Source organism: Streptomyces sp. NPDC053493 (assembly GCF_044544825.1).
In the GTDB taxonomy this organism is placed as follows: Bacteria; Actinomycetota; Actinomycetes; order Streptomycetales; family Streptomycetaceae; genus Streptomyces.
The window spans coordinates 97,793-124,228 of sequence record NZ_JBITXS010000011.1 but is presented as its reverse complement, the minus strand read 5'-3'; the positions used below and the strand labels follow the sequence as shown (position 1 = coordinate 124,228).

General features: G+C 72.4%; 26 protein-coding genes. 13 read left to right on the top strand and 13 right to left on the bottom strand.

The window, feature by feature from the left end; all coding sequences use genetic code 11:
* The first annotated feature begins 1 nt into the window (after window position 1).
* The 6 genes from ACIGO8_RS27580 (at window position 2) to ACIGO8_RS27555 (ending at window position 5,946) form a co-directional block, all read left to right on the top strand.
* The gene (locus ACIGO8_RS27580; protein WP_399736113.1) at window positions 2-337 is read left to right on the top strand and encodes an urease subunit beta; all 336 of its coding nucleotides are present in this window, start codon (window positions 2-4) and stop codon (window positions 335-337) included.
* Complete coding sequence (locus tag ACIGO8_RS27575; RefSeq protein ID WP_399736110.1) at window positions 330-2,051, top strand: urease subunit alpha; 1,722 nt, start codon at window positions 330-332, stop codon at window positions 2,049-2,051. Before ACIGO8_RS27580 ends, ACIGO8_RS27575 begins: the two co-directional genes overlap by 8 nt.
* 46 nt (window positions 2,052-2,097) lie before the next feature.
* A complete protein-coding gene (locus tag ACIGO8_RS27570) occupies window positions 2,098-2,772 on the top strand; it encodes an urease accessory protein UreF (protein WP_399736107.1) in 675 nt (224 codons plus the stop codon).
* 18 nt (window positions 2,773-2,790) lie between these two features.
* Entirely contained in the window at window positions 2,791-3,468 is a 678-nt protein-coding gene (gene ureG / locus ACIGO8_RS27565) for an urease accessory protein UreG (RefSeq protein WP_399736104.1), read from the top strand.
* The gene (locus tag ACIGO8_RS27560; RefSeq protein WP_399736101.1) at window positions 3,465-4,211 is read left to right on the top strand and encodes an urease accessory protein UreD; all 747 of its coding nucleotides are present in this window, start codon (window positions 3,465-3,467) and stop codon (window positions 4,209-4,211) included. Before ureG ends, ACIGO8_RS27560 begins: the two co-directional genes overlap by 4 nt.
* Before the next feature lie 139 nt (window positions 4,212-4,350).
* Window positions 4,351-5,946: an alpha/beta hydrolase gene (locus ACIGO8_RS27555; protein WP_399736099.1), complete on the top strand. Its 1,596-nt coding sequence runs from the start codon at window positions 4,351-4,353 to the stop codon at window positions 5,944-5,946.
* A 52-nt stretch (window positions 5,947-5,998) separates the two neighbouring features.
* Here ACIGO8_RS27555 and ACIGO8_RS27550 read toward each other — a convergent pair whose 3' ends face one another.
* Together ACIGO8_RS27550 and ACIGO8_RS27545 are read right to left on the bottom strand one after the other, a co-directional pair.
* Complete coding sequence (locus ACIGO8_RS27550) at window positions 5,999-7,030, bottom strand: NAD-dependent epimerase/dehydratase family protein (RefSeq protein WP_399736096.1); 1,032 nt, start codon at window positions 7,028-7,030, stop codon at window positions 5,999-6,001.
* Between the two features lie 64 nt (window positions 7,031-7,094).
* Complete coding sequence (locus ACIGO8_RS27545) at window positions 7,095-7,808, bottom strand: lysophospholipid acyltransferase family protein (RefSeq protein ID WP_399736093.1); 714 nt, start codon at window positions 7,806-7,808, stop codon at window positions 7,095-7,097.
* Between the two features lie 75 nt (window positions 7,809-7,883).
* Here ACIGO8_RS27545 and ACIGO8_RS27540 point away from each other — a divergent pair, with 75 nt between their 5' ends.
* The gene (locus ACIGO8_RS27540) at window positions 7,884-8,885 is read left to right on the top strand and encodes a DUF3048 domain-containing protein (RefSeq protein ID WP_399736090.1); all 1,002 of its coding nucleotides are present in this window, start codon (window positions 7,884-7,886) and stop codon (window positions 8,883-8,885) included.
* A gap of 54 nt (window positions 8,886-8,939) precedes the next feature.
* On the opposite strand, the gene ACIGO8_RS27535 is transcribed toward ACIGO8_RS27540, so the two are convergent.
* From ACIGO8_RS27535 to ACIGO8_RS27515, 5 genes are all read right to left on the bottom strand, one after another.
* Window positions 8,940-9,149: a hypothetical protein gene (locus ACIGO8_RS27535; protein WP_399736439.1), complete on the bottom strand. Its 210-nt coding sequence runs from the start codon at window positions 9,147-9,149 to the stop codon at window positions 8,940-8,942.
* A 98-nt stretch (window positions 9,150-9,247) separates the two neighbouring features.
* Window positions 9,248-10,198, bottom strand: a complete 951-nt coding sequence (locus ACIGO8_RS27530; RefSeq protein ID WP_399736087.1) for a cytochrome c oxidase assembly protein — start codon at window positions 10,196-10,198, stop codon at window positions 9,248-9,250.
* Window positions 10,199-10,314: 116 nt separating this feature from the next.
* Window positions 10,315-11,343 carry a 6-phosphofructokinase gene (locus ACIGO8_RS27525; protein WP_399736084.1) on the bottom strand — a complete coding sequence of 343 codons (1,029 nt, stop codon included), beginning with the start codon at window positions 11,341-11,343 and terminating at the stop codon, window positions 10,315-10,317.
* Window positions 11,344-11,604: 261 nt separating this feature from the next.
* Window positions 11,605-12,333 carry a type 1 glutamine amidotransferase gene (locus ACIGO8_RS27520; RefSeq protein WP_399736081.1) on the bottom strand — a complete coding sequence of 243 codons (729 nt, stop codon included), beginning with the start codon at window positions 12,331-12,333 and terminating at the stop codon, window positions 11,605-11,607.
* A gap of 31 nt (window positions 12,334-12,364) precedes the next feature.
* Window positions 12,365-13,606: a MurT ligase domain-containing protein gene (locus tag ACIGO8_RS27515; RefSeq protein ID WP_399736078.1), complete on the bottom strand. Its 1,242-nt coding sequence runs from the start codon at window positions 13,604-13,606 to the stop codon at window positions 12,365-12,367.
* Between the two features lie 114 nt (window positions 13,607-13,720).
* On the opposite strand from ACIGO8_RS27515, the gene def reads away from it, so the two are divergent.
* On the top strand, window positions 13,721-14,281 hold the full coding sequence (gene def / locus ACIGO8_RS27510; RefSeq protein WP_399736075.1) for a peptide deformylase: 561 nt from the start codon (window positions 13,721-13,723) through the stop codon (window positions 14,279-14,281).
* 149 nt (window positions 14,282-14,430) lie between these two features.
* Here the strand turns inward: def and ACIGO8_RS27505 are convergent, their stop codons facing one another.
* Window positions 14,431-15,081, bottom strand: a complete 651-nt coding sequence (locus ACIGO8_RS27505) for a TetR family transcriptional regulator (protein ID WP_399736073.1) — start codon at window positions 15,079-15,081, stop codon at window positions 14,431-14,433.
* Window positions 15,082-15,255: 174 nt separating this feature from the next.
* On the opposite strand from ACIGO8_RS27505, the gene ACIGO8_RS27500 reads away from it, so the two are divergent.
* Window positions 15,256-16,482, top strand: coding sequence for an acyl-CoA dehydrogenase family protein (locus ACIGO8_RS27500; RefSeq protein WP_399736070.1), 1,227 nt, complete (start codon window positions 15,256-15,258; stop codon window positions 16,480-16,482).
* A 55-nt stretch (window positions 16,483-16,537) separates the two neighbouring features.
* On the opposite strand, the gene ACIGO8_RS27495 is transcribed toward ACIGO8_RS27500, so the two are convergent.
* Window positions 16,538-17,005: a VOC family protein gene (locus ACIGO8_RS27495; RefSeq protein WP_399736067.1), complete on the bottom strand. Its 468-nt coding sequence runs from the start codon at window positions 17,003-17,005 to the stop codon at window positions 16,538-16,540.
* A gap of 126 nt (window positions 17,006-17,131) precedes the next feature.
* Here ACIGO8_RS27495 and ACIGO8_RS27490 point away from each other — a divergent pair, with 126 nt between their 5' ends.
* The 3 genes from ACIGO8_RS27490 to ACIGO8_RS27480 all read left to right on the top strand — a co-directional run bounded on the left by ACIGO8_RS27490 (window position 17,132) and on the right by ACIGO8_RS27480 (window position 21,261).
* Complete coding sequence (locus tag ACIGO8_RS27490; RefSeq protein WP_399736065.1) at window positions 17,132-18,514, top strand: cytochrome P450; 1,383 nt, start codon at window positions 17,132-17,134, stop codon at window positions 18,512-18,514.
* 81 nt (window positions 18,515-18,595) lie between these two features.
* Entirely contained in the window at window positions 18,596-19,906 is a 1,311-nt protein-coding gene (locus ACIGO8_RS27485; RefSeq protein ID WP_399736062.1) for a hypothetical protein, read from the top strand.
* Between the two features lie 236 nt (window positions 19,907-20,142).
* Window positions 20,143-21,261, top strand: a complete 1,119-nt coding sequence (locus ACIGO8_RS27480; RefSeq protein ID WP_399736059.1) for a Kelch repeat-containing protein — start codon at window positions 20,143-20,145, stop codon at window positions 21,259-21,261.
* Window positions 21,262-21,327: 66 nt separating this feature from the next.
* On the opposite strand, the gene ACIGO8_RS27475 is transcribed toward ACIGO8_RS27480, so the two are convergent.
* Window positions 21,328-22,134: a putative protein N(5)-glutamine methyltransferase gene (locus ACIGO8_RS27475; RefSeq protein WP_399736056.1), complete on the bottom strand. Its 807-nt coding sequence runs from the start codon at window positions 22,132-22,134 to the stop codon at window positions 21,328-21,330.
* Window positions 22,127-22,609, bottom strand: coding sequence for a glutathione peroxidase (locus ACIGO8_RS27470; protein ID WP_399736053.1), 483 nt, complete (start codon window positions 22,607-22,609; stop codon window positions 22,127-22,129). Before ACIGO8_RS27470 ends, ACIGO8_RS27475 begins: the two co-directional genes overlap by 8 nt.
* A gap of 35 nt (window positions 22,610-22,644) precedes the next feature.
* Here ACIGO8_RS27470 and ACIGO8_RS27465 point away from each other — a divergent pair, with 35 nt between their 5' ends.
* Window positions 22,645-22,863: a DUF6011 domain-containing protein gene (locus ACIGO8_RS27465; RefSeq protein WP_399736050.1), complete on the top strand. Its 219-nt coding sequence runs from the start codon at window positions 22,645-22,647 to the stop codon at window positions 22,861-22,863.
* A gap of 78 nt (window positions 22,864-22,941) precedes the next feature.
* Here ACIGO8_RS27465 and ACIGO8_RS27460 read toward each other — a convergent pair whose 3' ends face one another.
* A complete protein-coding gene (locus tag ACIGO8_RS27460; RefSeq protein WP_399736047.1) occupies window positions 22,942-23,805 on the bottom strand; it encodes an acyl-CoA thioesterase in 864 nt (287 codons plus the stop codon).
* 23 nt (window positions 23,806-23,828) lie between these two features.
* A complete protein-coding gene (locus tag ACIGO8_RS27455; protein WP_399736045.1) occupies window positions 23,829-26,402 on the bottom strand; it encodes a DEAD/DEAH box helicase in 2,574 nt (857 codons plus the stop codon).
* Window positions 26,403-26,436 lie beyond the last annotated feature (34 nt).

The window sequence follows — 26,436 nt, the reverse complement described above, 5'->3', positions numbered from 1 at the left end:
GATGATCCCCGGAGAGATCCTGTACGCCGAGGCGCCCGTGGCCCTGAACGAGGGCCGCCCCGTCACCCGCCTCACCGTCCTCAACGCCGCCGACCGGCCCGTCCAGGTCGGCTCCCACTACCACTTCGCCGAGGCCAACCCCGGTCTCGACTTCGACCGCGCCGCCGCCCGCGGACTGCGCCTCCACATCGCCGCCGGCACCGCCGTGCGCTTCGAGCCCGGCGTCCCGGTCGAGGTCGAACTGGTGCCGATCGCCGGCCGCCGCGTCGTGCCGGGCCTGCGCGGCGAGACCGCCGGCCCGCTGGACACCGACCGGAACGGAGGCGACCGTGCCTGAGCTGCACCGCGCCGTCTACGCCGACCTGTTCGGCCCCACCACCGGCGACCGGATCCGGCTCGCCGACACCGATCTGCTCGTCGAGATCGAGGAGGACCGCTCCGGCGGTCCCGGCCTGGCCGGCGAGGAAGCCGTGTTCGGTGGCGGCAAGGTCATCCGCGAGTCCATGGGCCAGTCCCGCACCACCCGCGCGGAAGGCGCCCCGGACACCGTCATCACCGGTGCCGTCGTCATCGACCACTGGGGTGTCGTCAAGGCCGACATCGGCATCCGCGACGGCCGGATCACCGCGCTCGGCAAGGCCGGCAACCCCGACACCATGGACGGCGTCCACCCCGGCCTGGTCATCGGCCCCGAGACCGAGGTGATCGTCGGCAACGGCCGGATCGTCACCGCCGGAGCCGTCGACACCCATGTCCACTTCATCTCGCCGACCGTCGTCGAACAGGCCCTCGCCACCGGCGTGACCACCCTCGTCGGCGGTGGCACCGGCCCCGCCGAGGGCACCAAGGCCACCACCATCACGCCCGGCCCCTGGCACATGGCCCGGATGTTCGAGGCGCTGGACACCTTCCCGGTCAACATCGGCCTGCTCGGCAAGGGCAACACGACGTCCCGCGACGCCATGCGCTCCCAACTGCGCGGCGGCGCCCTCGGCTTCAAGATCCACGAGGACTGGGGCGCCACTCCCGCCGTCATCGACGCCTGCCTCGACGTCTGCGAGGAGACCGGCGCCCAGCTGGCCATCCACACCGACACCCTCAACGAGGCCGGTTTCGTCGGCGACACCCTCGCCGCCATCGCGGGCCGCACCATCCACGCGTACCACACCGAGGGGGCGGGCGGCGGGCACGCGCCCGACATCATCACCGTGGTCTCCGAGCCGCACGTGCTGCCCAGCTCGACCAACCCGACCCGGCCGCACACCGTCAACACCATCGAGGAACACCTCGACATGCTGATGGTCTGCCACCACCTCAACCCGGCCGTCCCCGAGGACCTCGCCTTCGCCGAGTCCCGCATCCGGCCCTCGACCATCGCCGCCGAGGACGTGCTGCACGACCTCGGCGCCATCTCGATCATCTCCTCCGACTCGCAGGCCATGGGCCGCATCGGCGAGGTGATCATGCGCACCTGGCAGACCGCCCACGTGATGAAGAAGCGGCGCGGCGCGCTGCCCGGCGACGGCGCCGCCGACAACCACCGGGTCCGGCGCTACGTCGCCAAGTACACGATCAACCCGGCCGTCGCCCAGGGCATGGGCCACCTCATCGGCTCCGTCGAACCCGGCAAGCTCGCCGACCTGGTGCTGTGGGAGCCCGCCTTCTTCGGCGTCAAGCCGCTCGTCGTCGTCAAGGGCGGGCAGATCGCCTACGCGCAGATGGGCGACGCCAACGCCTCCATTCCCACCCCGCAACCCGTCCTGCCGCGGCCGATGTTCGGCGCGCTCGGCCGCGCCGCAGCGGCCGGCTCCGTCAACTTCGTGGCCGAGGCGGCCATCGAGGACGACCTGCCCCACAAGCTGGGACTGCACAAGGAGTTCACCGCCATCGGCTCGACCCGCCGGGTCACCAAGGCCGACATGCGGGAGAACGACGCCCTGCCGCGGGTCGAGGTCGACGCCGACACCTTCTCGGTGAGCATCGACGGCGACCCGGTCGAACCGGCACCCGCCGCCGAACTGCCCATGGCCCAGCGCTACTTCCTCTTCTGACCCACTGGCATCCGAACCCCTGGAACCCGAGCGACCGAACCCCACGATGAACCGTTCCGCTCTCCTCGTGCTCGCCGACGGGCGCTTCCCCGCCGGCGGGCACGCCCACTCGGGCGGCGCCGAGGCCGCCGTCAAGGCCGGCCGGCTCCACGACGCCGCCGGCCTGGAGGCCTTCTGCCGAGGCCGGCTGCACACCACCGGCCTCACCGCGGCGGCCCTCGCCGCCGCGGCCGCGCTCGGCGCCGACCCGTACGCCCTCGACGAGGCCGCCGACGCCCGTACTCCCTCGCCCGCCCTGCGCGCCGCCGCCCGCAGACTCGGCCGCCAGATGATGCGGGCCGCCCGCGCCGCCTGGCCCGGACCCGAACTCGACCGGCTGGCCGCCGCGTTCCCGCGCGGCGCCCACCAGCCGGTCGTGCTCGGCACCGCCGCCCGCGCGGCCGGGCTCGGCGCCGAGGACGCCGCCGCCTGCGTCGCGTACGAGACGGTCAGCGGCCCCGCCACCGCCGTCGTACGCCTCCTCGGCCTCGACCCGTTCCATGCCACCGCCGTCCTCGCCCGCCTCGCCCCCGACCTGGACGAGGTCGCCCACCGGGCCGCCGAACGCGCCGCGGTCGCGGCCGTCGAGGGCCTGGACGCCCTGCCCGCGGCCTCGGCCCCGCTGCTTGACCTCACCGCCGAACAGCACGCCGCCTGGCCCGTCCGCCTCTTCGCCTCCTGACCCGCAAGGAGTCCCCCCATGCACCTCGGCCTCGACCACGACCACGGCACCGCCGTCTCCGCCGACGCCCACCGGCCCGACGGCAGCCGCCGCGCCCTGCGCATCGGCCTCGGCGGCCCCGTCGGCTCCGGCAAGACCGCCACCGTCGCCGCCCTCTGCCGCGCACTGCGCGACACCCTCTCCCTCGCCGTCGTCACCAACGACATCTACACCCGCGAGGACGCCGAGTTCCTGCTCCGCGAAGCCGTCCTGCCGCCCGAGCGGATCTCCGCCGTCGAGACCGGCGCCTGCCCGCACACCGCGATCCGTGACGACATCTCCGCCAACCTCGAAGCCGTCGAGGACCTGGAGGACACGGTCGGCCCGCTCGACCTCGTGCTCGTCGAGTCCGGCGGCGACAACCTCACCGCCACCTTCTCCAAGGGCCTCGTCGACGCCCAGATCTTCGTCATCGACGTCGCCGGCGGCGACGACATCCCGCGCAAGGGCGGCCCCGGCGTCTCCGGCGCCGACCTGCTCGTCGTCAACAAGACCGACCTCGCCCCGTACGTCGGCTCCGACCTGGAGCGGATGGCCCGCGACGCCAAGGAGCAGCGCGGCGACCTGCCCGTCGCCTTCACCTCGCTGCGCTCCGAGCAGGGCGTCGGCCCCGTCGCCGACTGGGTCCGCGCACAGCTCACGGCCTGGACCGCATGAGCCTCACCGCCACCGCCCGGATCGTCGCCGCGGCGGACGGGACCCTGCCCGTCCTGGAGAGCGACGGACCGCTGGCCCTGCGCCGCACCCGCGCGTCCGGCCCGTACACCCGGGTCACCGTCGTCGGCGCGATGAGCGCGCCGCTCGGCGGTGACCGGCTCGCCCTGACCGCGGAGGTACGGGACGGGGCGCGGCTCCTGGTCGACTCGGCCGCCGCGACCGTCGCCCTGCCCGGCAGCGACGCCGCTCCCGCCACGTACGACATCGAGCTCGGCGTCGGCGCGGACGCGGAACTGCGCTGGCTGCCCGAACAGCTGGTGTCCGCCGCCGGATCCGACCTGCGGATGCGCACCACCGTCACGCTCGCGCCCACCGCGCGCCTCGTTCTCCGGGAGGAACAGGTCCTCGGCCGCCATGCCGAGCGGCCCGGCACCCTCACCTCCCGGCTCACCGTGCGCCGGGCCGGCCGTCTGCTGTTCGACCAGGAACTCGCGTACGGCCCCGGCGCTCCCGCCGGCTGGGACGGTCCCGCGGTCCTCGACGGCGGGCGCGCCACCGGGCAACTCCTGGTCGTCGACCCGGACTTCGACGACAAACCGGTCGATACGCGACTTCTCGGCAGCTATGCCGCGATCGCCCCGCTCGCCGGACCCGCCGCCCTCGTCACCGCCGTCGCACCCGACGCGCTCAGCCTGCGCCGGGTCCTCGACGAGGCGCTCGGCCTGCTCACCGGAGGCCGTTGAGCGTTCCGCTCAGCGGTACACCGGTCACCGGTTATTGGTTCGGCAAAGAATCAGGCGTACGCCCTTTCACCAGGGGCCCCATTGACGAAAGGATCCCCCGGACACCCACGACCACGGCGCTGCCACGGTGGTGGCGCCCATGAGGGGGAGGAACCACTTGAGACGTACCGCAGTGTTCGGCTCTGCCGGCACGCTGGTCACGGCCACGCTCATAGCCGGCGCGCTGGCCGCGCCCACGGCCAGCGCCCAGAGCGCCCACGACCGCGACGACGAGGCCTTCGGCGCCACCGTCGCCGCCGCCCGCGCCGCCAAGGCGGGCATCGACTGGCAGGACTGCCCGGCCGACTGGGGCCTCGAGAAGCCCATCCAGTGCGGCTGGGTCAGCGTCCCGGTCGACTACGCGAAGCCCAACGGCAAGCAGATCAAGATCGCCGTCGACCGGATCGGTGCCACCGGCACCCCGGCCGAGCGCCAGGGCGCGCTGCTCTACAACCCGGGCGGCCCCGGCGGCTCCGGTATGCGCTTCCCGCGCCGGGTCACCACCAAGAACAAGATCTGGGCGAACGCCGCCAAGGCCTACGACTTCGTCGGCTTCGACCCGCGCGGCGTGGGCCACTCGGCGCCCATCTCCTGTGTCGACCCGACCGAGTTCGTCAAGGGCCCCAAGCTCGACCCGGTGCCCGACAGCGAGGCCGACAAGCTCGCCCAGCGCAAGCTGGCCGCCGAGTACGCCAAGGGCTGCGCCGAGAAGAGCGGCGACATGCTGCCCTACATGACGACGCGCAACACCGCCCGTGACCTCGACGTCATCCGGGCCGCGCTCGGCGAGAAGAAGCTCAACTTCGTCGGCGTCTCCTACGGCACCTACCTCGGCGCCGTCTACGGCACGCTCTACCCGAACCACGTCCGCCGCATGGTGGTCGACAGCGTGGTCAACCCGGCCAAGAGCAACATCTGGTACCAGGCCAACCTGGAACAGGACATCGCCTTCGAGGGCCGCCTCAAGGACTGGATGAACTGGGTCGCCCAGAACGACGCCACCTTCCACCTCGGCAAGACCTACGACGAGGTGCAGCAGCAGTGGGTCACCCTGCGCGCCGCCGCCAAGAAGGAGCCGCTCGGCGGCAAGGTCGGTCCGGCCGAGCTCATCGGCTTCTTCCAGAGCGCCCCGTACTACGACTCCTCCTGGATCCCGGTCGCGGAGGCCTGGAGCGCCTACGCCGCGGGTGACCCGCAGCCGCTGATCGACGCCGCCGCCGCCGACCTCACCGACACGGCCGGCAACATCTCCGCGGAGAACGGCAACGCGGTCTACACCGCCGTCGAGTGCGCCGACGCGCCCTGGCCGACCAGCTGGAAGAAGTGGGACCGGGACAACTCCCGCCTCCACGAGCAGTACCCGTTCATGACCTGGGCCAACGCCTGGATGAACCTGCCCTGCGCCACCTGGTCCGCGCCGCGCCAGCGGCCGACCGAGGTGAAGACGGGCAAGGGCCTGCCGCCGGTGCTCATCGTCCAGTCCGAGCGTGACGCGGCGACGCCGTACGCCGGCGCGGTCGAGCTGCACAAGCGCTTCAAGGGCTCGCGTCTCATCACCGAGAAGAACGCGGGTTCGCACGGCGTCACCGGCCTGGTGAACTCCTGCATCAACCCGAAGGTCGAGACGTACCTGCTCACCGGCAAGGTGGACAGCCAGGACGTGACGTGCGAGCCGCACGCCACGCCCCAGCCGTAACACCCGCGCCACGTCAGGGGCGGTCGCCGCATCCGGCGGCCGCCCCGCCGTGTCACCGGGCGGCGAGCCAGGCGTCCTCGGCCGCGTAGTCGAAGAAGTCCACCTGGTACTTGGCCAGGTTCGGGAAGACCTCCCGCCACTCCCGCCCGGTCACCCGCGCCGCAAGCCACTCCACCGTCTCCGGCAGCGACTCCTCGTAGCCCACCACCGGCCGGTAGCCCAGCTCCCGCTCCGCCGCCGACATGTCGTAGACCACCGGATGCGCAGCGGTCCACGGCGTCAGACCCACCGTGCCGACCGGCGCGCCCTCGATGAGGACGGTCTCGCTCTTCACGCCCATCACCGCGTCGATCGCCGCCCCGATCTCCGCGACCGTCGGCGCCTGCGGGTCACCGGCGTTGAGCACCCGCGGGCCCGGGGCCGCCGCCGCGAGCCGGATCAGCTCGGCGATGTTGTCCACGTGCACCGGGTGGAAACGGGAGCGGCCGCCCTCCGCCAGCACCCGCACCGGCCGGCCGTCTAGCGCGCGCTTGACGAACCACAGTTCACGCGGCCCCGGACAGTGCGTGCCGTGGATCGCACCCGCCCGCAGCACGGTCGTCGGCAGCTTCTCGTCGGCCTTCAGCAGCTCCAGCTCCAGGGCCACCTTGCGCGTGCCGTACGTGCGCGGGCCCGGCGCGACCGTCTGCAGGGTCTCCGGGATCGGCACCGGATAGCGCGGGAAGCCGTCCGGCTCGTCCTGGGTGTCGAAGTTCCGGCCCTGGTCGTCCTGGTACACCGCGCCGCTGGAGATCACCACCGCCGACCCGATCCGGTCCGCGAGGCCCGTCAACTGCCGCCCGTGACCGGCGTCGTAGGCGACGATGTCCACCAGCACGTCCGTGCCCGCGCCGAGCGCCCGCGCCAGCGCGCCGTCCTCGTCCCGGTCCACCGCCACCGACCGGACCTCCGCCGGCCACCTCTCGTCCCGGCCGCCCCGGCGCGAGGCGGCGGTCACCTCCCAGCCGTCCGCGACGAGCGCCCGCACGGCCGCCCGTCCCACCTGTCCCGTCGCTCCCAGCACGAACGCGTTTCCCTTGGTCATGGACGGGACGCTACGGGCCGGCGGCCGGGCGGCCCAGGGCCTTTCGCCGTACGCGGATTCGCCCTCAGCGTTCCTTCCGCGGGAACTTCTGCGGCCGCTCGGCGGTCTGAGCCGCCTTCACCGTGGCCGCGTACTCGTCCACGTACTCCTGCCCGGACAGCGCGAGGATCTCGTACATGATCTCGTCGGTGACGGCCCGGATCGCCGCCTTCTCGCCCTCCAGCCCCGCGTAACGCGAGAAGTCCAGCGGCTCGCCGAACCGGATGGTGACCCGCCGGATCCTCGGCAGCACCCGCCCGGGCGGCTGGATCTCGAAGGTCCCCACCATCGCGCACGGCACCACCTTCACACCCGCCGTCAGCGCCATCACCGCGACGCCCACCTTGCCCTTGTAGAGACGGCCGTCGTGCGACCGCGTGCCCTCCGGGTAGATCCCGAGCAGCTCGCCCTTCGCCAACACACCGAGCCCCTCGCGGATCGCCGCCTGCCCCGCCTCCTTGCCCGAGCGGTCCACCGGGATCTGGCCGGCGCTGCGGAAGAACGCCGCCGTCAGCCGGCCCTTCAGGCCCGGCCCCGTGAAGTACTCCTGCTTGGCGAGGAAGGTGATCCGCCGGCTCAGCACCACCGGCATCAGGAAATGGTCGGAGAAGGACAGGTGATTGCCCGCGACGATCGCCGCGCCCTCCTCGGGAACGTGCTCCAGACCCTCCACCCGCGGCCGGAACAGCAGCCTGAGAAGCGGCCCGAGGAGCACGTACTTCAACACGTGGTAGAACACCGGCAACCCCCTCTTCGTTCTCCTTTGTAACCAAGGCCGCGCCCGTGGTCCACTGGTGGGTGGAAAGCGGGACACATGACAGGCGCGCGCGGGCACCGGCGTCCCGGCGCAGCCGCCACCGCCACAGCGGTGCTGTGCGCGGTGACGGCCGCCGGTCTGTACGGCTGCTCCGGCTCGGGCCCGTCGGAGCCGTCGCCGACGCCCGCGCCCGCCACCTCGCCGCCCGCCACGCCCCCCGCGGGCGTCTCGCCGTTCACCGGCCTGCCCGCCCGGCCGGGTCCCGTCCTCGCCGTCAAGATCGACAACGTGCCGCCCGCCCGGCCCCACACCGGCCTGCCCGCGGCCGACCTCGTCTACGTCGAGCAGGTCGAATCCGGCCAGACCCGGCTCATGGCCGTCTACTCCTCCCGGCTCCCCGACCGCGTCGGCCCGGTCCGCAGCGCCCGCGAGTCCGACCTCGCGCTGCTGCGCCAGTTCGACCGCCCCGTCCTCGCCTACTCCGGCGTCCAGAGCGCCCTCGACCCGCTGCTGCGGGCCGCCCCGCTCCATCTGGTCAGCGAGAGCAGCCGGCCCGGCGCCTTCCGCCGCGACGCCCACCGGGCCGCCCCGCACAACCTCTACCTGCTGCCCGCCCGGGCCCTCGCCACCGCGCCCGGGGCCGGCCACGCCAAGGACATCGGATTCCGCTTCGGCCCCGCCCCGGCGGACGGCACGCCGGCCAACAGCCGCACGGTGCGCTTCCCGGCCGCCCGCTACACCTTCACCTGGACGCCCGCCGAACACGCCTGGCGGGTGACCATGGACGGCCGCTCCGACGGGCCGCTGCGACCGGCCACCGTCGTGGTGCAGCACGTGCAGGTGCGGTCCTCCCGCTTCCACGACTTCCTCGGCGCCGTCTCGCCGTACACCGTGACGACGGGCAGCGGTACGGCCCAGGTGCTGCGCGACGGGCGGTCCTACGAGGCCCGCTGGAGCCGGCCGGACGCCGCCGGCGGGACGACGTTCACCACGCCGAACGGCGCGCCGCTGAACTTCGCGCCGGGGCAGGTGTGGGTGCTGCTCACGGGCGACGGGTGAGGGGCCCGGCGCGGGTTTTTACGGGCGTCGGGCTCGGGCTCGGGCCTCTGCGGCTCAGGGCTGGGGCTTCGGTCTGCCGTGGCGGCGCGGCGGCGCGTGCGCCTCACCGCTGTCCGCCGCCGCCATGCCGATGGTCGCCACACCCAGCACCACCCAGCCGAACCACAGCCAGCCGCTGCTGCCGAGCGCCACCGTGTACGCGGTGGTCAGGACCAGGGCCGCGAAGGTGATCGCGCCCATCGTCTTCGTAGGACCGGACATCATCGCTCCGCCCTCCTCCCCGCCATCGTGACCCCGGAGGAGGGGCGTGCGCCAGCCCTCGGACGCTCCCGTTGTGCGCCGGTGACGGAGCGCTACGAGACCTACCGGCCGCGCGCCTGGAGCGAGGCGAGGTACGCGTTGTACGCCTCCAGCTCCTTGTCGCCGTCCCGGTCCGCGGCCCGGTCCTTGCGGACCGCCTGCCGCTGCTCGGAGTGGTACCACTGGTAGACCAGCGCGATCAGCACCAGCACCGACGGGATCTCGCTGAACGCCCAGGCGATGCCGCCCGCCGCGTGCTGGTCGGCGAGCGCGTCGATGCCCAGCGAGGCCGGCGGGTTCTCGTACACCTTCACCATCGGCTCGCTCGCCATCATCAGCGCGATGCCGAAGAAGGCGTGGAACGGCATGCCGGCGAACAGCTCCAGCATCCGCATCACATAGCCCGGCCGGTGCGGACCCGGGTCGACGCCCATGATCGGCCAGAAGAAGACCAGACCCACCATCAGGAAGTGGATCATCATCGCGATGTGGCCGGCCGTCGACTCCATCAGGAAGTCGAACAGCGGCGTGAAGTACAGCCCGTAGAGGCTGGCGATGAACATCGGGATCGTGAACGCCGGATGCGTCACGATCCGCATGTAGCGGCTGTGCAGCAGCTTGAGCAGCAGCTCGCGCGGCCCCGTCGAGCCGCGGCCCGCCACCGGAAGCGCCCGCAGCGCCAGCGTCACCGGCGCGCCGAGCAGCAGCAGGATCGGCGACAGCATGGAGATCACCATGTGCTGCACCATGTGCACGCTGAACATGACCATGCCGTAGTCGTTGAGCTTGGTGCACATCACAAGTGCGATGCTCAGCACGCCCAGCGCGAAGAAGACCGTCCGGCTCACCGGCCAGGCGTCGCCGCGTCGCCGCAGCCGCGCCACGCCCCACCCGTACAGGCCGAGCGCGGCCAGCGAGCCGAGCAGGAAGAACAGGTCGGGAGAGAACTCCAGGGCCCGCCCCAGCGTGAACGGCGGCATATCCGTGGTCATGCCGTGCCCGCTGTGATCCATCGTGTCTACTCCTGGAGCCCGATTCGCGCTTGTTGTCCGCACCAGACTAGAACCGCCCCCGGCCGCGATCGCGACCGGGGGCGGTTCGTGGCGCGCGCACGGCGCTCACCGGGTGCTCAGAGCACGTTCTCCGCCTCGGTGTAGCGCTCGGTCGGGACGGTCTTCAGGGTCTCCACGGCCTTCGCCAGCGGCACCAGCTCGATGTCGGTGCCGCGCAGGGAGGTCATCATGCCGAAGTCGCCGCGGTGCGCCGCCTCCACCGCGTGCCAGCCGAAGCGGGTCGCGAGGACGCGGTCGTACGCGGTCGGGGTGCCGCCGCGCTGGACGTGGCCCAGGATCACCGGGCGGGCCTCCTTGCCGAGGCGCCGCTCCAGCTCGACCGACAGCTGGTTGGCCACGCCGGTGAAGCGCTCGTGGCCGTAGATGTCGGTGCCGGCGGTCTTGAACTCCATCGAGCCGTCCTCGCGCGGCTTCGCGCCCTCGGCGACCACGACGATCGCGAAGCGCTTGCCGTCCTCGAATCGGGCGCCGACCCGGGCGGTCAGCTCGTCGATGTCGAAGGGCCGCTCGGGCACCACGATGGCGTGCGCGCCGGCCGCCATGCCGGAGTGCAGCGCGATCCAGCCGGTGTGCCGGCCCATGACCTCGACGATCAGGACGCGCTGGTGGGACTCGGCGGTGGTCTTCAGCCGGTCGAGGGCCTCGGTGGCCACGGTGACGGCGGTGTCGAAGCCGAAGGTGACGTCGGTCGAGGCGATGTCGTTGTCGATGGTCTTCGGGACGCCGACGATCGGCAGCCCGGCCTCGGAGAGCAGGTTCGCCGCCTTCAGGGTGCCCTCGCCGCCGATCGGGATGATCGCGTCGATGCCGAGGTCGGCGACATGGCCGCGGGCGCGCTCGACGCCGTCGACCAGATGGGCCGGCTGGACCCGGGAGGAACCGAGGATGGTGCCGCCGCGGGCGAGGATGCCGCCGACCGCGTCGAGGTCCAGCTTGCGGTAGTCGGCCTCCAGGAGGCCCTTCCATCCGTCGTGGAAGCCGATGACCTCGTCGCCGTGGTCGACGACGGCGCGGTGCACGACGGACCGGATGACGGCGTTCAGACCGGGGCAGTCTCCGCCGGAGGTGAGCACACCAATGCGCATAGCCCGAAAAACCTTTGCAACGTGGGCCGACTCCCGGACCACGTCGTCCGGCTGGATCCCCGCCACCCTATCGGTGCCGGGTGGCGGGGCCGAACCGGATGTCCGCAGATTGGACACCGTATTTACTTACGAATCCAATGTGCGCAGGCGTGCTCAGACGTGCAGTCGATGCCAGGCCGGCCGCCGATGTCAGACGTGCCGTCGGTGTCGGACGCGCGGTCGGTGTCAGACGTGCCGTCGACGTCGGACGTGCGGTCGGTGTCAGGCGGGCTGCGTGGCGGCGGCGATGCGCTCGGCGCGCAGCGCCTCGTACCAGCGGTCGTCCGTCGGCGGCAGCGCGTTCACGTCGAGGGCCAGCTTCAGGAGCAGGTCCGCGATCTGCGGGTTGCGCGCCATGACGGGGCCGTGCATGTAGGTGCCGAAGACCGTGTCGTTGTACGCGCCCTCGGTGCCGTCGCCGCTGCCGTTGCCGTTGCCGAACACGGTCCGGGCGAACGGGCGGGCGGTCGGACCGAGGTGGGTGACGCCCTGGTGGTTCTCGAACCCGGTGAGCTGGGGCAGGCCCAGCTGCGGGTCGATGTCGGCGAGCACGTCGCCGACGCAGCGGGCGCCCTCGCCGCGGACCGTGGTCACGTCGAGCAGGCCGAGGCCCGGCTGGCGCTCGCCGACGTCGTTGACGAACTCGTGGCCCAGGATCTGGTAGCCGGCGCACACCGAGAAGATGATCGCGCCGTTGGCGGCGGCCCGGTTCAGGCCGCCGTCCCGGCCGAGCCGCTCGGCCGCGAGCCGCTGCGGCCGGTCCTCGCCGCCACCGATCAGATAGATGTCGCCGGAGGTCGGGATCGGCTGGTCGCTGCGCACGTCGACGCGCTCGACGCTGAGGCCGCGCTGGCGGGCACGGCGCTCGACGACGAGGACGTTGCCCTGGTCGCCGTAGGTGCTGAGCAGGTCCGGGTAGACCCAGACCAGACGCAGGCTGCTGTCACTCATGCTGCAAGTCCTTCTGCGAGGTCGTGTCGGGTCAGTTGCCGACGCGGCGGCGGACGTCCTGGAAGGCGGTGTAGTTGGCGATCAGCTCGATCTGGCCGGGCGGCGCCACCGTGACGGCCTCGTCGAGCGACTCGCACACGCGGAAGTCCACGCCCGCGACCTCCAGGCGGACCGCGAGGTCCAGCTTGCGGTCGCCGATCACCATGATCGGGTGGCCGGCGAGGCGCCCGTAGTCCACGTCCCACAGCCACGAGGTGTCCGTGCCGTCGGCGCCGCGGGCGTTCACGGAGAGGATCACCGGCGTCGGCGGCTGGTCGATCAGGCTGAACGTCTCGAGCCAGCCCGCCGGGTTCTTGGCGAGCAGCAGCCGCAGCTCACGGCCCTGGAAGGAGACGACGTCGTAGCGGCCGGCGACGGCCTGCACCTGATACATGCGCTCCAGCGCGACCTGCGGCGGCACGCCGAAGACCGCGGCGACGGCGGCCGAGGTGGCGGCGTTGGCCTTGTTGGCGCGGCCGGGCAGCTGGAGGTGGATCGGCCAGGCGGAGCCGTGCGGGTCGAGCACGTGGTCTCCGTTGAGGGCCCAGCTCGGCGCGGGACGGCGGAAGCCGCACTCGCCGCAGAACCAGTCGTCGCCCGGACGCTGCAGCACACCGCCGCAGGAGGGGCACGACCAGGCGTCGTCCTTCCACTCCTGGCCCACGGCGACCCACACCACGTTCGGCGAGGAGGAGGCGGCCCAGACGATCAGCGGGTCGTCGGCGTTGGCGATGACCACGGCCTTGGTGCCGTTGAGGCCCTCGCGCCACTTCTCGGCCAGCATCCGGGTCTCGGCCGCGCGGTCGAGCTGGTCGCGGGAGAGGTTGAGCAGCGCGATGGCCTTGGGAGTGGTGTCCCGGGCGACGCCGGCCAGGTACTTCTCGTCGACCTCGATGACGCCGTAGCGGGCGTCCGAGCCGCCGGCCAGGGCGGAGGTGATGCCCGCGGGCATGTTGGCGCCGAGCGCGTTCGACACGACGGGGCCGCTGGCGCGCAGCGCCTCGGCGATCAGACGGGTCGTGGTGGTCTTGCCGTTGGTCGCCGACACGAGCACGACGTCCAGATGCTGCGCGAGCGCCCCCAGCAGATCGGGGTCGAGCTTGAGGGCGACGCGGCCGCCGATCACCGATCCGCTGCCGCGTCCCGCTGCCCGCGAAACGGCGGCGGCGGCCTTGCCGGCCGTCACGGCCAGCTTGGCGCGCGCCGACAGCGGCTCCGAGTTGCTGCCTGACATCGTCCTTGTTCCTCCTTGCGTCGGTCCGGGCTCAGCCTATCGAGATCCGGCCAGGAGCCCGAACCGCGGCACCGCCGACGGGAGCCGCTGCCCCCTGAACGTACCCTTGCGCCCATGCGAAACCGGTTGATCCCCGGCAGTTCCGGCCACGTCCGAGCGATGACCCTGCTCGGCGACCCGGTGCTGCACACCCCGTGCGAACCCGTCACCGACTTCGGACCGGAGCTCGCCCGGCTCGTCGAGGACATGTTCGCCACGATGTACGCGGCGAACGGCGTCGGCCTCGCCGCGAACCAGGTGGGCGTGGGGTTGCGGGTGTTCGTCTACGACTGCCCGGACGACGAGGACGTGCGGCACCTGGGCCACGTGGTGAACCCGCGGCTCGTGGCGGCCGACGGCGACGTGATCCGCGGCCCGGAGGGCTGCCTGTCGCTGCCGGGCCCGGAGGCGCCGACGCCCCGCTTCGACCGGACGGTCGTCGAGGGCGTCCGCCTCGACGGCACGCCGGTCCGCATCGAGGGCACCGGCTTCTTCGCCCGCTGCCTCCAGCACGAGTGCGACCACCTCGAGGGCACCGTCTACGCGGACCACGTGACGGGCCGCGCCCGCCGCAAGCTCCTGCGCACGATCCGGAAGCAGCCGTGGGGAGCGGGCGTGGAGGCGCTGGAGAGCTGAGGCGGACGGAGGTGAGGGACCGGGCGTCTGCTCGGAGACCGGGCCGCCCTCGGAGCGCCAGCCGCCCTCGGGGCTCGGGCCGCCTTCGGGCCCCCGGGCCTCCTCGGAGCTCGGGGCCGCCTCCGGGCCTCCGGCCTCCTCGGCCTTTCTCAGAATCCGGGGCCGTCCGCGCGGTCGCCCGCCTGGGCCAGGCGGCCCCACAACAGGTCCGCCAGGCTGCGGACCAACTCCGCGCGGGAGCAGGGCCGTTCGCCGAGCCACCAGTCGCCCGCGGCGTGCATCATGCCGACGATGCCGTGGCCCCAGATCCGGGCCTGGGCCTCGCTGCCGGGGCCGAGGTCGACGCGCTCGGCGATGACCTGGCCGAGCTCCTCGCCCATGCGCCGCAGCAGCGGCGCGGAGTGGCGGCCGACGTCGAAGCCCTGCTCGGACTGGTGGGGCTCCTCGGCGGGGTGCATGAGGAAGCGGTAGACCTGCGGCATGGCCTCGATGGAGGCCAGATAGGTGTCGAGGGTCGACTCGACCCGCCGGCGCCGGTCGGACGGCGCGTCGAGCGCGGCCCGCAGCGCCGAGAGCAGCGCGTCGGTGTGCCGGGTGGCGAGGGCGCGGTAGAGGCCGCCCTTGTCGCCGAAGTGGCGGTAGAGGATGGGCTTGGTGATCCCGGCCTCGGCGGCGATCGCGTTCATGGAGGCCTTGGGGCCGTCCCGCAGCACCACGCGGTCCGCCGCCTCCAGCAGTTCACGGCGCCGCTGGTCGGCCGGCTTCTGCTGGTCGGTGGTGGTCCGGTGTGTGGTGTCCATAAGCGTCTCTCCCCGCCCGTACGAATTCCTGAGGCTGTCCGCAACGTAACACCCGAGCGGCACCCGGTGCCGTCCGGCGGTGGTCAGCGGGAAGGGCTCCGTTGCTGGTTGACAGCATCTACCCGTCGGTAACAGACTGCTGTTACCGCAAGTAACAGCAGTCTGGGAGGGACCATGGCCGAGTTCACGCTCGAACTCAACGACGACCAGAAGCAGGTGCGCGACTGGCTCCACGGCTTCGCCGCCGACGTGATGCGCCCCGCGGCGGCCGAGTGGGACGAGCGTGAGGAGACCCCCTGGCCCATCATCCAGGAAGCGGCCAAGCTCGGAATCTACTCCCTCGACTTCTACGCCCAGCAGTTCTTCGACCCGACCGGCCTCGGCATCCCGATGACCATGGAGGAGCTCTTCTGGGGCGACGCCGGCATCGCCCTGTCGATCGTCGGGACCGGCCTGGCCGCCGTCGGCGTCCTCGCCAACGGCACCGAGGAGCAGATCGGCACCTGGGTCCCGCAGATGTACGGCGACGCCGCCGACGTGAAGGTCGCCGCCTTCTGCTCCTCCGAGCCCGACGCCGGCTCCGACGTGGCCTCCATGCGCACCCGCGCCGTCTACGACGAGGCCAAGGACGAGTGGGTGATCAACGGCACCAAGACCTGGGCGACCAACGGCGGCATCGCCAACGTCCACGTCGTCGTCGCCGTCGTCGACCCGGAGCTCGGCTCCAAGGGCCACGCCTCCTTCATCGTGCCGCCGAACACTCCCGGCCTCTCCCAGGGACAGAAGTTCCAGAAGCACGGCATCCGCGCCTCCCACACCGCCGAGGTCGTCCTCGAGAACGTTCGGGTCCCCGGCCACTGCCTCCTCGGCGGCAAGGAGAAGCTCGACGAGCGCCTCGCCCGCGCCCGTGAGCGCGCCAAGAACGGCGGCGAGCGCGTGAAGAACGCGGCCATGGCCACCTTCGAGGCCTCCCGCCCGGCCGTCGGCGCGATGGCCGTCGGCACCGCCCGCGCCGCGTACGAGGTCGCCCTCGACTACGCCAAGACCCGCGAGCAGTTCGGCCGGCCCATCATCGACAACCAGGGCGTCGCCTTCCAGCTCGCCGACATGCGCACCCAGATCGACGCCGCCCGCCTCCTGGTCTGGCGCGCCTCCTGGATGGCGACCGCGGGCAGGCCCTTCACCTCCGCCGAGGGCTCGATGTCCAAGCTGTACGCGAGCGAGGTGGCCAAGAAGGTCACCGCGCAGGCCATCCAGATCCTCGGCGGCAACGGCTACACCCGCGAGTACCCGGTCGAGCGGATGCACCGCGACGCCGCGATCTACACCATCTTCGAGGGCACCAGCGAAATCCAGCGCCTGGTCATCGCCCGCACCCTCTCCGGCATCCCCATCCGCTGACCGCCCCCCTGGCGCCCCGGGGCCCCGGGGCTTCCCCCGGGCCCCGGCCAGGTCGTCACACCACGCAGAACTCGTTGCCCTCCGGGTCCTGGAGGACCACCGCGTAGTACTCCATACCGTCGGGCTGGTCCATTCTGTAGAGCACGGAGGCGCCGAGGGCGGTCAGGCGGGTCACCTCGGCGTCGACGCGTTCGCGGCGGAGGGGGAGCGGGGTGGTGCGGCCGCCGCCGACCTTCAGGTCGAGGTGGAGCCGGTTCTTGACCGTCTTGGGCTCGGGGACCTGCTGGAACCAGACGCGGGGGCCGACGCCCTTCGGGTCGACGATCGACTCCGGGAGCTCGCCCGCGCCGTCCGCCAACTCGTCCTCGGGGACGCCGATCGCCCGCCAGTACGCGTTCCAGCTCGGGTGACCCTCGGGCGGCGGCTCCGGCACGTAGCGCAGGGCCTCGGCCCAGAAGACGACCAGGCGCCGCGCGTCGGCACAGTCGATGGTCAGCTGAAGGGTCAACTCGGGTGCGTCCATGCCGGAAGCGTCCCAGACGCCACTGACAACGACCCCTGCCGCACATCCGACGCGCCGCCTACCGGCCGGTCACCCGCTCGGGCAGAATCGACGCGCCACCGAAGCGCACCGAGGGGGAACGGCACGATGGCGACGACCACCGCACAGGCGACACCCGAACTCACCGGCATCCCGCTGCTCGGCTCACTGCTCGACCTCAAGAACGACTCGCTCGGCACCTTCCTCAAGGCCCGCCGCGACCACGGCGACGTCGTCCGCATCACCGCGGGACCGCCCGGGGCGCGCGCCGTCGTGCACTGCGTCTTCTCCGCCGAGGGCGCCCAGCAGGTCCTGGCCGGCGACGCCGCCAACTTCCGTAAGGAAAACGCCTTCTACCAGGAGATCCGCGAGTCCTTCGGCAACGGCCTTCTCACCAGCCAGGACGGCGACTACCTGCGGCAACGGCGCCTGGTCCAGCCGCTGTTCACCCGCCGCAGCGTCGAGACCTACGCCTCCGCCGTCGCCACCGAGGTCACCCGGCTCACCGACGGCTGGCGCGAGCGCGGCGAGGAGACCGTCGACGTCGTCCACGAGATGACCGGACTCGCCCTGCGGGCCGTCGCCCGCATCCTCTTCGGCACCGACGTGGAGGCCGCCGTCGGCATCGTCGAGCGCTGCTTCCCCGTCCTCGGCGCCTACGTCTCCCGCCGCGGCTACTCGCCCCGCAAGTTCCCGCGCCACTGGCCCACGCCCGGCAACCGGCTGGCCGCGGCGGCCCACGAGGAGCTGTACGCGGTCTGCGACCGGATCATCGCCGAGCGGCAGGCGGCCGGCGCCGGGAGCGAGGGCCGGGACCTGCTGACCCTGCTCGTCGCCGCCGGCGGCGACGAGCACGGCGCCGAGGGCCGCGGCTTCGACGCGGCCGAACTGCGCGAACAGGTCCTGGTGTTCCTGCTCGCCGGCCACGAGACGACCGCCACCTCGCTCGCCTTCTCCCTCCACCTCCTCGCCCGCCACCCGGAGGCGCAGAAGCGGGTCCATGAGGAACTCGACCGGGTCCTCGCCGGCCGTACGCCGACCGCCGCGGATCTCGACGCCCTGCCGTACCTCACCCAGGTCCTCAAGGAGGCCATGCGGCTCTTCCCGGCCGCCCCGGCCATCGGCCGCCGGGCCGTCGAGGCCACCGAGATCGGCGGCTACGCCATCCCCGCGGGCGCCGACGTGATCGTCTCCCCGTGGGTCACCCACCGGCACCCCCGCTACTGGGACGACCCGGAGCGTTTCGACCCGGACCGCTTCACACCCGAGGCCGAGGCCGCCCGCCCGCGCTACGCCTGGTTCCCCTTCGGCGGCGGTCCGCGCGCCTGCATCGGCCAGCACTTCTCGATGCTGGAGTCCGTGATCGCGCTCGCGATGATCCTGCGCGACCACGAGCTGGAGGCCGTCGACACCCATGTCCCGCTCGGCTCCGCCATCACCCTCCAGGCCCTGGGTCCGGCCCGCTGCCGCCTGCGGCGCCGTAACGTCTAGACCGGCCGGCCCCACCGCGTCACCCGGACGGCACGGTGGGGCGGCTGGGCCACGGCCGAGCCGGCGGTGCATCGTCCTGGCATGCCCGAGTCGCAGCGGACATCGTGGAAGCAACTCGTCCCCTGGGTCCTGATCGCCGGGACCCTCGGGGCGACGGCCGTCGAGCTGGCGCTGTTCGGCGCGTCGGACGTGACCGACGCGCTGACCTACGCGGGCCGCATCGGCGGCGTCGTCCTCCTCACGGCGGCGATCCTCGAGGTGGTCGCCGTCGGTGCCCTCTTCAACCTCGCCCGGCCCCGGCCGGCGAAGTACTCCGGCGCGCTCGTCGTCGTCGGCCTGCTGATCTGCGTCCTGACCAACGTGGTCCTGCTCGTCCTCCACCTCGACGGCGCCTTCACTCCTTACGCCTTCTTCCTGATCCTGCTGCCCTGCTCCTGTTGGGCGCTGCTCCGGCTCTACCGGGCGGGAGTCTGGAGCAGCATCCCGCATCCCAAGGGCTTCGCCGCGGGTGTGGGCCTCGCGGGAGTCCTCGCGGTCGCCAACTTCATGTACACGCAGGTCTATCAGCCGTACACCGCCAAGGCCCTGGTCGCGACGACGGTGGAGTTCGGCACCCCGACGGTGCGGCCGAACGGGTCGGTCAGCCTCCCGCTGCGCCTGCGGACGCGCAACACGGGTGACGTGGCGGTGTACGTCCTCGGCTCCCTCTACCAGGTGAGTGCGCGGCCGTCCTGGTACGTGTCACGGCCCCGCCAGGACCGGGACTGGCTGCAGGACCTCAACACCGGCCAGCGGGACCTGCTGTGCTACACCGACATCCCGCCCTACGGCCACGAGCTGCTCGCCCAGGGCTCGTTCGTCGGGCGCTCGGGCCCGGCCCCGACGCTGGAGCCGGGCGCGGACATCGTGACCCACAAGATCGTCGAGTTCCCGAAGGAACGCGCCTACGAGGTGCTGACCGCCACCGCGAACGTCGCCTACCTGAGAAAGGACCGGGCGAAGCTCATCGACGACTACACCCGGTCCGGCGCCAGTTCATGGGACAAGGAGTTCCGGTACGGCTCCGCCGCGAAGGCCCCCGAGTGGATCACCGGCGGAAGCCCCGTGAACACCTTCCGCTTCCAGTCGCGCATCGAACACAGCACGGCGGTCCTGGAGCACACCCGTGCCCAGCACTACGTCACCCTGTGGTGGGTCCTGCACGAGGTGGTGTCGGAGTCACCCTTCGGACCGGATCTCGTGGCCGTCGTGGGCACCCGGGAGGCGCTGGAGCGCCGCCCCACCGCGTCGGAGACGCACCGGATGAAGGAACGCTACGGACTGGCCTACGCGGCCAGCGGAACCCACCAGAGATCCCTGTCGGAACTCCAGAAGCCGCCCGCGAAACCCTAGGTCGCGTCCGGGCTGTTGTTCGCCGCCCGTCTAGGGGCCCGCACTCCGCCCGGCGGCACCGTCCGCGCCATCGGAGTGACGGGATTCACCCGCGTCGGTCGAGGTGCGGTTCATCCGGCCCACCTGGCCTGCGTAGGACTCGCGGTGCGGTTCCGCTGAGGCCATGGACCGGCCGGAGGCGCCGGCCGAGCACGAGGAGGCCGGTGTTGTCACGACGAATCGCATCTCTCCTGCGGATGAGGACCGGGCGCGGCCGCGCCCGGTCCGCCGCCCACCGGTTCGCGCCGCTGCCGACCGTGACCGCCGCGCTGGCCTTGACCGTCGTCCTGCTCGGCGTCCTGCCGGCGGCGGCCACCAACGGGACGGTCTGGACCACCCTGCCGTCGACGCCCACCGTCCGCTGGGGCCTGGCCGCGGCCGCCGCGCCCTGCCCGGTGGGGCAGACCGGCACGTGCGTCTACTCGGTGGGCGGCAACAGTGGCGGCACCAGTACGGGCACGACCGAGTCGTACAACCGGCTCACCAACGCCTGGTCGACGGTGAGCCCCTTGTCCGTACCCCGGCGCCGCCTGGCCGCGGCCGCCGCGCCCTGCCCCGTGGGGCAGTCCGGAACCTGTGTCTACTCCGTGGGCGGCCTGAACACCGCCGACGCGACCGTGGCGACGGTCGAGTCGTACAACCCCGCCACCAACGCCTGGAGCTCGCTCCCGGCGATGCCGACGCCGCGGGCGGCCCTGGCATCGACGGCCGGGCCCTGTCCGCTGGGGCAGGCGGGGACCTGCGTCTACGCGATCGGCGGCAACACCGGCACCGCGAACGTGGCCACGGTCGAGTCGTACAACCCCGTCACCAACGCCTGGAGCACGCTGCCCCCGCTGAGCGCGCCCCGGATCTTCCTGGCCGCCGCGACGGCGCCCTGCCCGGCCGGGCAGAGCGGCACCTGCGTCTACGCGACGGGCGGTAACAACGGCACCGCGAACGTGGCCACGGTCGAGTCCTACAACCCCGCCACCAACGCCTGGAGCCCGGTGACCGCGCTTCCCGGACCCCGCTCGGACCTGGCCGCGGCCGCCGCGCCCTGCCCGGTCGGACAGGCCGGCACCTGCGTGTACGCGGTGGGCGGCTCGGCACCCGGGGCGACCGGCACCGTCGAGTCGTACAACCCTGCCTCCAACGTCTGGACCACGCTCCCGGCGATGCCGACGCCCCGCCTCGCCCTGGGCGCGGCGACCACCGTCTGCCCACCGGGCCAGACGGGCACCTGCGTCTACGCCGTGGGCGGCCTGGCCGCGGGCGGCGCTCCTACCGGCACGCTGGAAGCCCTGGACCCGCCGCCGGCCCCGTCGGACGACTGAGGACGGTCGCGGCCCGCCGGCGAAGCCGGAGACCGGACAGCCCCGTCAGGCCGACGGACCCACCCGTCAACGAGACGCGCTCGCGGCCGCGCCCGGAATGTCCCGTCCGGTCCGTGTCGCCACGAGCACCGTCGCGTACCACTCCTCGTCCTCGACGATCTCCGCCGCCAGGCCGTGGGCCGTGACCGCCGTCACCGCCGCGGCGGCCTGGCGTTCGCTGGTCTCCACCAGGAGGCGGCCGCCCGGGGCCAGCCAGTCCACGGCGTCGGCCGCGACCCGGCGCAGCACGTCGAGTCCGTCCGCGCCGCCGTCCAAGGCGACCAGCGGCTCGTGGTCGCGGGCCTCGGGCGGCAGCAGGGCCACGTCGCCGCTCGGTACGTACGGGACGTTCGCGACCAGGACGTCGACGCGGCCGCGCAGCTCGGGCGGCAACGGGTCGAAGAGGTCGCCCTCGTACACCCGGCCGCCGCGCGGCTCCACGTTCCGCCGGGCGCAGCGCACCGCGGCCGGCTCGATGTCGGAGGCGTGCACCTCCGCGCCCTCGACGGAGGCCAGCAGCACGGCCGCCGCCGCGCCCGAGCCGCAGCACAGGTCCACGCACACCGCGCCCGGCCGGGCCAGGCCGACCGCCCGGCCGATCAGGAACTCCGTACGCCGGCGCGGCACGAAGACGCCCTCGTCCACCTCGATCCGCAGCCCCGCGAAATCGGCCCAGCCCACCACGTGCTCCAGCGGAAGCCCCGCAACCCGCCGCTCGACCAGCGCGTCGAGCTCGACCGGACCGGTCGCCGCCGCGCGCAGCAGCTCCGCCTCCTCCTCGGCGAAGACGCAGCCCGCGGCCCGCAACCGCTCCACCACCCCCGGCTCAGACAAGCTGCGCCTCGATCGCCGCGACGACCTCGGGGGCCTCGGGCTCGGTGCGCGGACGGAAGCGGGTGACCGCGCCGTCCCGGCCGATCAGGAACTTCTCGAAGTTCCACTGGATGTCGCCGGCCTCGCCGTCGGCGTCCGCGACCTTGGTCAGCTCGGCGTACAGCGGGTGCCGGCCGGCGCCGTTGACGTCGGTCTTCTCCAGGAGCGGGAAGCTCACGCCGTACGTCGCCGAGCAGAAGGTCTGGATCTCCTCCGCGCTGCCCGGCTCCTGGCCCGCGAACTGGTTGCACGGCACACCGAGCACGGTGAAGCCGCGCTCGCCGTACTCCTTCTGCAGCCGCTCCAGACCGGCGTACTGCGGGGTCAGACCGCACTTCGAGGCGACGTTCACGACCAGCACGGCGCGGTCGCGGAAGTCGGCGAGGGAGATCGGGTCGCCGGTGAGGGTCGTCAGCGGAATCTCGTAGAGGCTCATGGGGGCTCCTTGGGGGAATGAGGTTTGATCTCAACATGGGAGACGAACCACTGGCAATCGAGATCGATTCCGCCGGGCCCGAGGAGGCGCCGCCGGCCCGGGTGTGGTGCCGCCTGTGCGGGCGCCCGCTGACCGGCACGGAATCCCGCCGCACCGGCCTCGGCCCCTCCTGCGACGCCAAGCTCCACCCCTCGGGCCCGACCATCCGCACCCGCCGCCACGAGGTCGTCCAGGACCCGCTGCCCGGCGTCTGAGAGGACGTTCCTCATGGCTCTGGTGAGGCGAGGCACGTTTTCCCGGCTCCGGAGGAGCCCTGGGCGGACCGCCTGTCCCTAGAGCTTGCGGAAGAGGCCCTCCTGGACGACCGAGACCAGGAGGCGGCCCTCGCGGTCGTAGATCCGGCCGCGGGCCAGGCCGCGGCCGCCCGTGGCGATCGGGGACTCCTGGTCGTAGAGGAACCACTCGTCCGCGCGGAACGGGCGGTGGAACCACATCGCGTGGTCCAGGGACGCCATGTCGAAGCCGCGCGGGCCCCACAGCGGCTCGACCGGGATGCGCACCGCGTCGAGGAGGGTCATGTCCGAGGCGTACGTGAGGGCGCAGGTGTGCACCAGCGGGTCGTCGCCCAGCGGTCCCACCGCCCGCATCCACACCGCGCTGCGCGGGTCCGCGCCCTCGACCTCGTCCTTCGTCCAGCGCAGCCGGTCCACGTACCGGATGTCGAAGGGCTGGCGGCGCGCCATCCGCTCCAGGGCCTCCGGCAGCGCCCCGAGGTGGTCGCGGATCTCGTCCGCGAGCCGTGGCAGGCTCTCGGGGTCGGTGAGGTGCCGGGGCGGCAGCTGGTGCTCGAAGGCGCCCTCCTCGGGCAGGTGGAAGGAGGCCGTCAGATTGAAGATCGTCCGGCCCTCCTGCACCGCGGTGACCCGGCGCGTGGTGAAGGACCGCCCGTCGCGCACCCGCTCCACCTGGTAGACGATCGGCACGCCCGGCCGCCCGGGACGCAGGAAATAGGCGTGCAGCGAGTGCACCGGGCGCTCGTCGGCCACGGTCCGCCCGGCCGCCACCAGGGCCTGGCCGGCGACCTGCCCGCCGAAGACCCGCTGGAGCGACTCCTGCGGGCTGCGGCCGCGGAAGATGTTCACCTCGATCCGCTCCAGGTCGAGCAGATCCACCAGACTCTCGGCGGGGTTGGTCACCTCGTGCTCCTTCTCCGGGTCGTCTACAGCTGTCCGACCGACGTCACGCGCACCACCGCGCGGCCCTCCTCGTCGGAGGCCGCGAGGTCCACCTCCGCGCTGATGCCCCAGTCATGGTCGCCGTTCGGGTCGGCGAAGGTCTGGCGGACGCGCCAGAGCCCGTGCGCCGGGTCCTCCTCGATGGCGAGCAGCTTCGGGCCGCGCGCGTCCGGGCCCGTACCGAGGTCGTCGTACTCGTCCCAGTACGCGTCCATCGCCTCGCCCCACGCGTCCGCGTCCCAGCCGGACTCCGCGTCCATCTCGCCGAGCTCGTCGACCTTGTCCAGGGCCGCCAGCTCCACCCGGCGGAACATCGCGTTGCGCACCAGCACCCGGAAGGCCCGGGCGTTCGCGGTGACCGGCCGGACCTGGTCGGCGCGCTCCTGCGCCTCCTCCGCGGTCTCGACCTCCGGGTTGGCCAGCTGCTCCCACTCGTCCAGCAGCGAGGAGTCGACCTGGCGGACCATCTCGCCCAGCCAGGCGATCAGGTCCTCCAGGTCCTCGGTCTTCAGGTCGTCCGGGATGGTGTGGTCGAGCGCCTTGTACGCGCCCGCCAGATAGCGCAGCACGATGCCCTCGGTGCGCGCCAGCTCGTAGAAGGAGGTGAACTCGGTGAAGGACAGCGCCCGTTCGTACATGTCGCGGATGACCGACTTCGGCGACACCGGATGGTCGCCGACCCACGGGTGCGACTTCCGGTAGACGTTGTACGCGTGCCAGAGCAGCTCCTCGAGCGGCTTCGGGTACGTGATCTCCTGGAGCCGCTCCATCCGCTCCTCGTACTCGACGCCGTCGGCCTTCATCGCGCCGACCGCCTCGCCGCGCGCCTTGTTCTGCTGGGCGGCCAGGATCTGGCGCGGGTCGTCGAGCGTCGACTCGACCACCGAGACCATGTCGAGGGCGTACGACGGCGACTGCTGGTCGAGCAGGTCGAAGGCGGCGAGCGCGAAGGTCGACAGCGGCTGGTTGAGCGCGAAGTCCTGCTGGAGGTCGACGGTCAGGCGGATGTGGCGGCCCTCGGCGTCCGGGGTGTCCAGCTGCTCCACGACGCCGCCGTCGAGCAGCGAGCGGTAGATCGCGATGGCCCGACGGATGTGGCGGAGCTGGTTCTTGCGCGGCTCGTGGTTGTCCTCCAGGAGCTTGCGCATGGCCTCGAAGGCGTTGCCGGGGCGGGCGATCACCGACAGCAGCATGGTGTGGGTGACCCGGAAGCGGGAGGTCAGCGGCTCCGGCTCGGAGGCGATCAGCTTCTCGAAGGTGTTCTCCGTCCAGCCGACGAAGCCCTCCGGGGCCTTCTTGCGGACCACCTTGCGGCGCTTCTTCGGGTCGTCGCCGGCCTTGGCGAGCGCCTTCTCGTTCTCGATGACGTGCTCGGGCGCCTGCGCCACCACGAAACCGGCGGTGTCGAAACCGGCCCGGCCGGCCCGGCCCGCGATCTGGTGGAACTCCCGCGCCCGCAGCGTGCGCACCCGGTTGCCGTCGTACTTCGTCAGGGCCGTGAAGAGCACCGTGCGGATCGGCACGTTCACGCCGACGCCGAGGGTGTCCGTGCCGCAGATGACCTTGAGCAGACCCGCCTGCGCCAGCTTCTCCACCAGGCGCCGGTACTTCGGCAGCATGCCGGCGTGGTGCACGCCGATGCCGTGCCGGACGTAACGGGAGAGGTTCTTGCCGAACTTCGTGGTGAAGCGGAAGTTGCCGATCATCTCGGCGATGGCGTCCTTCTCCTCGCGGGAGCACATGTTGATGCTCATCAGCGACTGCGCCCGCTCGACCGCCTGCGCCTGGGTGAAGTGGACGATGTAGACCGGCGCCTGCTTGGTCTCCAGGAGCTCGGTCAGCGTGTCCGTGATGGGCGTCAGCCGGTACTCGTACGACAGCGGCACCGGCCGGGTCGCCGAGCGGACCACCGCGGTGGGCCGGCCGGTGCGCCGGGTCAGGTCCTTCTCGAACATCGACACGTCGCCGAGCGTGGCCGACATGAGGACGAACTGCGCCTGCGGCAGTTCCAGGAGCGGGATCTGCCAGGCCCAGCCGCGGTCCTGTTCCGCGTAGAAGTGGAACTCGTCCATGACGACCTGGCCGATGTCGGCGTCCTTGCCGTCGCGCAGCGCGATGGAGGCGAGGACCTCGGCCGTGCAGCAGATCACCGGCGCGTCCGCGTTCACGGAGGCGTCGCCGGTCAGCATGCCGACGTTCTCCGTGCCGAAGATCTTGCACAGGTCGAAGAACTTCTCCGACACCAGCGCCTTGATCGGCGCCGTGTAGAAGGTGACCTGGTCATTGGCCAGCGCCGTGAAGTGCGCACCCGCCGCGACCAGCGACTTTCCCGAGCCGGTCGGGGTCGAAAGGATCACGTTGGCCCCGGAGACCACCTCGATCAGCGCCTCCTCCTGGGCCGGGTAGAGCGTGATGCCCCGCTCCTCGGCCCATGAGGAGAAGGCCTCGAAGAGGGCATCGGGGTCGGCGGTCGGCGGCAGCTGATCGATAAGGGTCACGTCCCCATCTTGCCTGGATTCCGCGCGGATGAGGGAACCGGCCATCGGAACGAAGATCACGAACGATAGGCTGGCCCGTCGACCGGCCGCGCGG